Origin of the sequence: Collinsella aerofaciens, from assembly GCF_040915425.1 — a bacterium.
In the GTDB taxonomy this organism is placed as follows: domain Bacteria; phylum Actinomycetota; class Coriobacteriia; order Coriobacteriales; family Coriobacteriaceae; genus Collinsella; species Collinsella aerofaciens_BW.
Genome location: NZ_JBCPDN010000078.1, coordinates 1 through 8535, shown reverse-complemented (window position 1 = coordinate 8535; position 8535 = coordinate 1). Strand labels below are relative to the sequence as shown.

At 58.9% G+C, this 8535-nt stretch carries 8 protein-coding genes and 1 pseudogene; 2 read left to right on the top strand and 7 right to left on the bottom strand.

Annotated features, from left to right (window positions below; genetic code table 11):
- Window positions 1-496 (top strand): annotated as a pseudogene (locus AB5164_RS09180) (UDP-glucose--hexose-1-phosphate uridylyltransferase); the annotation flags it as partial.
- Window positions 497-839: 343 nt separating this feature from the next.
- Here the strand turns inward: AB5164_RS09180 and AB5164_RS09175 are convergent.
- The 7 genes from AB5164_RS09175 to AB5164_RS09145 all read right to left on the bottom strand — a co-directional run bounded on the left by AB5164_RS09175 (window position 840) and on the right by AB5164_RS09145 (window position 6974).
- On the bottom strand, window positions 840-1775 hold the full coding sequence (locus tag AB5164_RS09175) for a hexose kinase (RefSeq protein ID WP_368142834.1): 936 nt from the start codon (window positions 1773-1775) through the stop codon (window positions 840-842).
- A 56-nt stretch (window positions 1776-1831) separates the two neighbouring features.
- Window positions 1832-2713, bottom strand: coding sequence for an aldose 1-epimerase family protein (locus AB5164_RS09170; protein WP_368142833.1), 882 nt, complete (start codon window positions 2711-2713; stop codon window positions 1832-1834).
- 119 nt (window positions 2714-2832) lie between these two features.
- Window positions 2833-3357, bottom strand: coding sequence for a galactose-6-phosphate isomerase subunit LacB (lacB, locus tag AB5164_RS09165; protein WP_006234831.1), 525 nt, complete (start codon window positions 3355-3357; stop codon window positions 2833-2835).
- A gap of 63 nt (window positions 3358-3420) precedes the next feature.
- Window positions 3421-3849, bottom strand: a complete 429-nt coding sequence (lacA, locus tag AB5164_RS09160; RefSeq protein ID WP_006234830.1) for a galactose-6-phosphate isomerase subunit LacA — start codon at window positions 3847-3849, stop codon at window positions 3421-3423.
- Window positions 3850-4156: 307 nt separating this feature from the next.
- Complete coding sequence (locus AB5164_RS09155) at window positions 4157-5188, bottom strand: hypothetical protein (protein ID WP_368142831.1); 1032 nt, start codon at window positions 5186-5188, stop codon at window positions 4157-4159.
- A 228-nt stretch (window positions 5189-5416) separates the two neighbouring features.
- On the bottom strand, window positions 5417-5755 hold the full coding sequence (locus AB5164_RS09150) for a PTS lactose/cellobiose transporter subunit IIA (RefSeq protein WP_006234827.1): 339 nt from the start codon (window positions 5753-5755) through the stop codon (window positions 5417-5419).
- A gap of 214 nt (window positions 5756-5969) precedes the next feature.
- The gene (locus AB5164_RS09145; RefSeq protein WP_368142829.1) at window positions 5970-6974 is read right to left on the bottom strand and encodes a LacI family DNA-binding transcriptional regulator; all 1005 of its coding nucleotides are present in this window, start codon (window positions 6972-6974) and stop codon (window positions 5970-5972) included.
- Between the two features lie 357 nt (window positions 6975-7331).
- Here AB5164_RS09145 and AB5164_RS09140 point away from each other — a divergent pair.
- Window positions 7332-8535: PTS transporter subunit EIIC (locus AB5164_RS09140; protein ID WP_368148010.1), on the top strand; the 1204-nt coding region annotated here is incomplete at its 3' end.

The following is an 8535-nucleotide window of genomic DNA, read 5'->3' as shown; positions in this document are numbered from 1 at the left end:
CAACACCGTGACGCCCGTCATTCGCCGCGTGGACTCCCGCGGCAACGCCGGCGGCGAAATCTACGAGGCCTACCTGGCGCTTCGCTGCAACATCACGACCGGCGAGCATCCGCTGGGCGTTTTCCACCCGCATGCCGAGTACCACCACATTAAGAAGGAGAACATCGGCCTGATTGAGGTCATGGGCCTGGCTATTCTGCCGCCGCGCTTGGTTCCCGAGCTCGGCGCTGTCCGCGAGCACCTGCTGGCAGCCAAGGTCGACGCCAGCTACGATCTTGCCGGCGCGCTCGAGAGCGATGATCTTTGCCGCAGCCATGCCGCGTGGGCCGAGGATGTCTATGCCCGCCGCGCCGACGAGCTTACGGCCGACAATGCCATCGATATCCTACACGAAGAGGTCGGCGTAGTGTTTGGCCACGTGCTCGACAACGCCGGCGTCTTTAAATGGGACGAAGCCGGCCGCGCCGCCCAGCAGCGCTTTATCGACTCACTGTAGCATGCGAGCTCGAACGCACGCACTCAACAAATAGCGTCTACACGACAACGGCGCCCGCCGGCAACATCACCGACGGGCGCCGTTTTTGAGTGTAGTCATTGGGGTCATTCTTAAGGGGCGTTCTTAAACGACTAGTCATTAAAGAGCGTCCCCAATGACTACTTGCGACCAAGGCAACGCCGGTGTCTTGGCAACGACAGCGAAAACGCCCCTAAGCGAGCAAGGTGACGTGAAAGAGGAGGGCATTGACCTTCTGGTCATGCCCGACGATTGAACGTCAGATTGCCGCTTAGGGGCGTTTGCAGCGTCGAGCCGTTAAGGCGTTTGGTAAAACGCCTTAACTCTACAGCTCCGTTACTTCAACACTGGTATAGACCTCGTCCCAGCGGTCCATGACCAGGTGGCCGGTCTTGGGATCCATGGCGTTGAGCTTGCCACAGGTATTGGCGGTCTTGAGCACCGTGACGTCGTCGGCACCAGCAGCAATGGCATGCGCAAAACCGGCAATGGTCGAGTCACCGGAACCCGTCGCGTTCACAGCCGCAATCGCGGGCGTCTTGGCGCGGAACGCGCGGCCCTCATGGAAGCGCACCGAACCGGCAGCGCCCATCGAAACGACAACCCAGGGGATACCGGCAAAACGGTCATCGGCGGCAAGCGCCTCGCGCAGGGCATCGACATCATCGGTCGTAAAGGACGTACCCAGCAGGCCGTTAATCTCGGTCAGGTTGGGCTTTACGAGCTCAGGCTTAGCGTCGGACTCCAGCGCGGCCTCCAGCGATGCACCCGAGGTGTCGAGCAGCACCTTGGCGCCCGCCTCCTCGGCAATCTTGACGAGCTCGGCATAGTAGCCGGCATCGACACCACGCGGCAGCGAGCCCGAAAGCGTCACAACGTCCGCCTTTGCTGCAAGCTCGGCGAATTTGGCCGTAAAGGCCTCGAGCTCGGCCGGGGCGATCTGCGGGCCGCTCTCCAAAAGCTCGGTCTGATTACCCTCGTGCAGAATATTCAGGCAAATGCGCGTCTCACCGGCGATGGGCACAAAGTCGTTCTTGACGCCGTCGGCATCCATAAGCTCGGCCATATAGGCACCCATGTGGCCGCCGAGCAGACCGGTCGCGAGCACATCGTCGCCCAACTGCAGCAGCACACGGCTCACGTTAAGGCCCTTGCCGCCAGCGGTCTTTTCGGGCGTCACGCGGTTTACATCGTCGATGATCAACTTGTCGAGCTGATAGCGCGTATCAATCGACGGGTTCATGGTAACGGTCAGAATCATATTGAACTCCTGTTTCCGGGGCACGACACGCGCGGCCCCAAGCATACGATAGCTCGTTAAAGGATCTCGATCTCAAAGCCGCGGGCGACGGTCTCCCCCGGCTTGGCCACCAGGCAGCCGCGCTTGTGCTCCAGAATATCGTCCTCGTCGGAGCAGGTGGACAGGCCGCCCCACGGTTCCACGGCCACAAAGTCACCCTCGGGCTTGCTCCACACAATCAGGTACGGCATATCGGGAAACGTCAGGCGCACGCCCTTGTCCTCGGTCTTCTTGGTCAGCGTAACCACGCGGCTCTCGAGCACGTCAAAGATGGTCTCCGCGAAGTCAAAGAGTTCGTGGGTCAGCGGCAGGTCATGGCCAACCATCGGGTTCTTGCTGCGATGCTCAACATCAATCAGGCCCGTCGAGGGAACGGCAGTACAGAGCTCGGCGGCCTCGCGCTGCTCAAAACGGAGCTCGTAGTCGTCATAGGACTCGCCCTCGTCAAGCGGGCACTTAAAGCCAGGGTGACCGCCCACAAAGAACGGCATGTCCTCGGTGCCCTCATTGGTCACCTCGTACGACACGGCCACCTTTTCCGCATCGATCGTGTAACGAGCAACGATCTTAAACGGATACGGGTACTGCTCGAGCAACTCGGCATGGTCGGCAGAGCTTAGGCTCAGCGCGACCATGTTGTCGCCCTGCTCCTCGAGCTTCCACTCCTGTTTGCGAGCAAAGCCGTGACGGGCAAGCTTGACCTCGCGGCCGCCCATGGTCATTGCGCGACCGTCACGAAGGCCGCCGCAAATCGGGAAACAAATGGGTGCCTGGCCCGACCAGACCGCCGGGTCACTCTGCCACAGGTACTCACGGCCGTTGGCCGCAATAGAAGTGAACGATCCGCCAGCCGTGCTCAACGCAATGCGGACAGAGCCGTTATCAAGAACAAACTCCATAGGAGCCTTCCCTTTCTTACGACAGCCCGCCAAGTCAGTGGGGCTGATAGCAAACCGGCCCGCGCCCCATCACAGAAACGCGAGCCGTCAACGGACTAGTTAATTACGCCGGATACCCGCTAATCATGGTATTCGCCGCGGTCCCACTTCTCGAGGAACTCGTCAAAGAAGTGCGGGTCAGCCTGAGCCTCGGCGTCGGCCTTATTGCAGGCATCGATCTTGGCAATCAGGGCATCGTGCTCGGGGGTCTTCTCGTAGGGCTCCTCCAGGAAGGCAAGCATGATGTCGGCCATCAGGAACTCGCCGGTGATCTTGCCGCCAAAGCCCACAATGTTGGCGTTGAGCTCGCGACGGGCATACAGGGCAGAGGTCATGTCGCGAACCAGGGCGCAGCGGGCGCCGGGAACCTTGTTGACGGCGTTGGTGATGCCAATGCCGGTGCCGCACAGGGCCACGCCAAAGTCGGCCTTGCCGCTGGCAACAGCCTCGCCCACGGCCTTACCGTAGATGGGATAGTGCGTACGGGTGTGGCTGTAGGTGCCGCAGTCGAGCACCTTGTAGCCAGCCTGCTCCAGGCGGTCGGCCAGATAGATCTTCTCGTCCGTAACGATATGGTCGCAACCGATTGCGATGGTCTTCTTCATCAGAACGTCCTTTCGTCTGAATTCACAAGTTGAGGTAGAAGTTCGAGTTCTCGGTGGCTCTCGTTAGGCCATCTTGTTGAGCATGTCGACACGGATCTGGTGACGGCCGCCGGCGTACTGGGCGCGCAGGAACTCGCGGGCGATCTTCTTGGCGACCTCGGTGCCCACAACGCCCGGGCCCATGGTGACCATGCGCGAGCCGTTGTGCTCGCGGGTCATGTAGGCGGAACGCTCGTCGGAAATGTTGGCGACGACCATGCCCTTAATCTTGACGGCGGCCATATAGGAGCCGACGCCGTACTTATCGAATGCGAAGCCCTGGGAATCCTTGTGCTCCAGCAGGTCCTTGGCAACGGCGGTCGCGGAATCGACAAAGTCCGCGGCAGGGGTCTCGGAATAGTCGACGACCTCGTGACCGTCGGCGATGAGCATCTCCTTGATGGACTCCTTCATCGACATACCGTCGGCATCGGAAGCGATTACAACCCTCATGACATCCTCCTTGAGAGATACGCAGGTGCGTAGTTTCTGTTTGGAAGTGTTGAATCGCGTTCAGGTCCGGACATCTGAATGTGCGGTTCTTCACTGTTCATGTTTATTTGAACACATTCGAACAGTAACTGCAACAACTATTTGTTTATCTTTGTTCTTTTTTGAACAAATACCGTTCGCGGATGATTGCTGACCGTCTGGACCCGGCGCGGACGTAGCGACCACGTGTTCAACAAACAAAAGGGCGGCCGAGAACGTGTCTCGGCCGCCCTTCGGCGGTATTCCCCGGTATATACAGCTGTTTTAGCTACTCGGACTGCCCGCCCTTTTTGACGCGCTTGGACGGAGCGCTCAGAAAGCGACCCGTCAAATAGTTCGCCGGGCCGGAAATATCAATCCCCAGTAGCGTGTGTCCCAGCCACAGAAACGCCGCGAGCACCAGCAGCGGGATAACGCACGAGGTCACGATCATCACAATGACGCCTTCGATGAGATCGGTCACTTGCTGCACAATTTCATCGGTCATCTGCTTGGCGCCGCTGGTCACCGACGTGACCAGGTTCGAGGCCCCATCAGTCAACTGCTCGAGCACGTTTTTGGACTCCGTGGCCTCGGATTTTTTCTTGTTCGATTTTGAGCTGGTCTCGGCTGACTTGTCCGTGGCGTCGGCCGCGTCCGCAGCGTCCGCAGCCTTTTGCTCAGCTTGCTCAATGCTTACGCGATACGTTTCATCGACCTTCTGCGACACCCATACGCTCGCGGGCACGAGCGCCATGCCGATCACGGCAACCACCAGCACGCGTGTCGCCACGCGGCGCAGGACGGCGCTCGTGCTCCAGCGCCCGTGGACGCCAAGCGACACCGCAAAGAGCACCAGCGCAAACGGGATCAGGATGCCCAAGCCAACCGACCACAAAATCGTGAGCAGATATTTCTCTAGGTATAGCACGGCAAGCACGATACCAAGGTTACCTGAAAGCTGCGCGAGCTGCTCGGCAACCGGCGTTCCTGTATCACCCGGCAGCGCGGTAATGCCCGCAGACAGTGCCACGCACGAGGTCGTGAGTGCCAGTACGTTACCTTTCTTTTGATCGATGACCTCGATGGTGGAGTCCCAAGTTTTGGTATCGGCGAAATGCGGACGAGCTACAAAGCCCGACAGCAGCGCCAGCACCACGAGCGCAACGATAAAGCCAATCTGCAGCTTTTTGTTTGCGCACACGACATCGGACAGGCTAGGCTGCAGCTCGGTTACTGTCGTGTGCTCGGTTATCTGGACAGGACGTCCATGAGCCATCTCGTGCGCGTCTCTTTTTTGAATCGATCCGTTGTCCGGCATTTGGATACCTCCTCATTCCGGCCTGTATTGCGGATGGAAGTATACCCACCGAGCAAAAAATCGAACGGGAGGACGAACGGAGCGCACCAAGACTGCCCCCAATGACTAGTCGTTTAAGAACGTCCCCAATGACTATCTCGGGATGAGTTGCGGGGAGGAGGACAGAAAAAAAGCCCTGTCGCGGGTAGCGGCAGAGCTTTTGGAAGGGGACTTGGTTGTGAGGGCTCGTTAGGCGAGCTTGGCCTCGAGCTCGGCGATACGCTTGTAGGCATCGATGGTAAAGCGGGTCTGCTTCTCCAGGATCATAGTGGTCATGAGGGTGTCCTGAGCGTGAGCCATGATGAAGGTCATCTCCATCTCGCCACCGCCGGCCTCCTGCGAAAGCAGTTTGGTCTGCGTGTCGTGGGCACCGATGAGCGCATCGCTGGCATCCTTGTGCAGCTGCTCGGCCTTCTCAAAGTCACCCTCGCGAGCAGCATCGAGCGCTGCAAGCAGATCGGTCTGGGCGTCACCTGCGTATGCGACGATCTCGAATCCAACCATCGAGATTTCTTCTTTGGTTGCCATGTTGCGTTCCTTTCACATATGAACCAATGGAGAGCATCGCGTCCGGGCATACGCGCTGCGTTGTGTATGACAGAAACAATAACATTCAAACAAAAAAGAACAGCGTAAAACGTAATTTCGAGCTATGAACGGTTACTTTTCGCCCGTGAACGGTTTTTAAACCAATTTGAACAATATCAAACACAATTAGCGGCAACCCAAACAGATCCGCGCCCTAGCGTACATCGCGCACCGTATCGCCCTCGACGAGCACGCCCGGAAACAGCATGTGCTCCACACCGGGTTCAACGCCCTCGGCGCCGGCAATCTTGTCGACCGCCCACATGCCGACGCGCTTGTTGTCAAAGCGCACCGTAGTCAGGCGACAATCGGGCACGATGTCGCCCAGACTGTCATCAACACCCACCACGCTCACGTCCTGGGGCACGCACTTTCCGCGCGACTCGAGCCCGCGAATGCAACCGTAGGCCATGGCATCGTTGGAGGCATAGATGGCAGTACAGGTCGGATCATCCGCCAGAGCCTGACCGGCAGCATACCCGCTCTGTGCCGTCCAATCGCCGCGCACGAGCTGCGGTGGCTCAATGCCATGCGCGCGCAATGTCTCGCGCCAGCCTTCCTCGCGCCGCATGCCCGAAAGCGAGCGCTCGGGACACGAGACAAAGTGCACGGTCTTGTGCCCCCGCTCCAGCAAGTACTCGACCACCTGGCGCGAGCAATCGAACTGGTCGTTATCGACCGTTGAACAGAGCGGGTGCTCCAACATCGTAACGAGCACCGTCTGCATGCCGGGCAGCGGCTCAAAAGTGCCAAAGTCTGCCGGCATGCGATTCATGATCACAACCATACCGTCCACTGGCAGTGCGCTCATGCGTGACGATGCGCTCTCGAGGGTATACGGATGCCCGTCTACTTTAGTGAGGGTGATGGCATAGCCGTGCTTATCGGCGGCGGCGGCAAAGCCCTCCATACGGTCGAGGTTGCCAGTACCGGTAATGTTAAACATGGCGACGCCGACGGTCTTAAACTTGCCACGGCGCAGCGATCGACCGGCAAAATTGGGGCGATACCCCAGCTCGCGCATGGCGGCACGCACGCGTTCCTTGGTCTCGGGGCGCACGCTGGGCGAATCGTGCACGGTGCGCGAGACCGTCTGCTCCGAGACGCCCGCGAGACGCGCCACGTCTTTGACGGATACCGATTTTTTAACAGCGGCCATAGGTCGATCTTTCTATGTCAACGATGCCATTGGTGGCACCCTACGCAGTCAAATGAAACGTCTTCAAGTATATCTAACGCCTCCCCCACCATACGCTCACCACCCAAAACCTACCGTTCACCGACATTTTTGCTTCCCCGAACGGCTTTTGTCGCCCAAATGTTAACGTTGCCATTGTGCAAACACAGAGCCACCGGGCGGCTCAAACGTTTACGCGTAAGGAATCGACGGTTCGCAGGCACAGGAACCACCGGTTCGCGTCTTTTTTTGTGTCACAAAATGGCAACGTCAACATTTTGGCAACCGAACGTCAAAAGCTACCATCGTTGCTAACCCACCGACTCTTAGGAGCATTGCATGGAGCAACTCATCGCCATCATCGAAAAGGGCCAGCCCTTTTTCAACGCGATCGCCCGCAACAAGTACCTCAAGGCGATCCGCGACGGCTTTATCTCCGTCATCCCCATCATCATCTTCTCGTCCATCTTCTGCCTGGTAGCCTCGGTCCCCAACATCTGGGGTTTCTACTGGCCCGATGACATCAACAACGCTCTGTGGAAGTGCTACAACTACTCCATGGGCATCCTGGCCATCGCCTGCGCCGCCACCACGGCCAAGCACTTCGCCGACGCTCAGAACCGCGACCTGCCCAAGAATAACCAGATTAACTTTATCTCATGCATGTGCGCGGCCATCATCGGCTTCTTGCTCCTTTCGAGCGACACGGTCGCCACGGACGCCGCCAGCGGCTTCAACACCACCTACCTTGGTTCCAAGGGCCTGCTGACCGCTTTCATCGCTGCGTTTGTGACTGGCATCATCTACAAGTTCTTCATTAAGCGCAACATCACCGTCAAGATGCCCGAGCAGGTTCCGCCCAACATCTCGCAGACCTTCAAGGACATCATCCCCTTCTCCGTCTGCATCACCGTCTTTTGGGTTTTTGACATCGTCTTCCGCGCTGCTTTTGGCTTCTGCTTTGCCCAGGGTGTCATCCAGGTGTTCCAGCCCCTGTTCACCGCTGCCGATGGCTACATCGGCCTCGCTGTGATCTACGGCGCCATGAGCCTGTTCTGGTTCGTCGGCGTCCACGGCCCCTCGATCGTCGAGCCCGCCATCGCCGCCGCTCTCGTTGCCAACATGACCGACAACCTGGCCGCGTTCCAGGCTGGCCAGCACGCTTCCGCTGTCCTGACCCAGGGTGCCCAGTACTTCGTCGTCTGCATGGGCGGCACCGGCGCCACGCTCGTCCTGGTCTTTATGTTCTGCTTCCTGGCCAAGTCCCAGGAGATGCGCGCCGTCGGTAAGGCCGCTATCGTTCCCGTGTGCTTTGCCGTCAACGAGCCGCTGCTGTTCGCCGCACCCATCGTGCTCAATCCCGTCTTCTTTGTCCCGTTTGTCTTTGCCCCGATCGCCAACATCTGGATCCTCAAGATCTTTATCGACTTCTTGGGCATGAACGGCTTTATGTACACCCTGCCTTGGACTGTCCCCGGCCCCATCGGCACCATCATGGGTCTGGGCTTCCAGCCGCTCGCCTTTGTGATGCTCGCCCTTATCC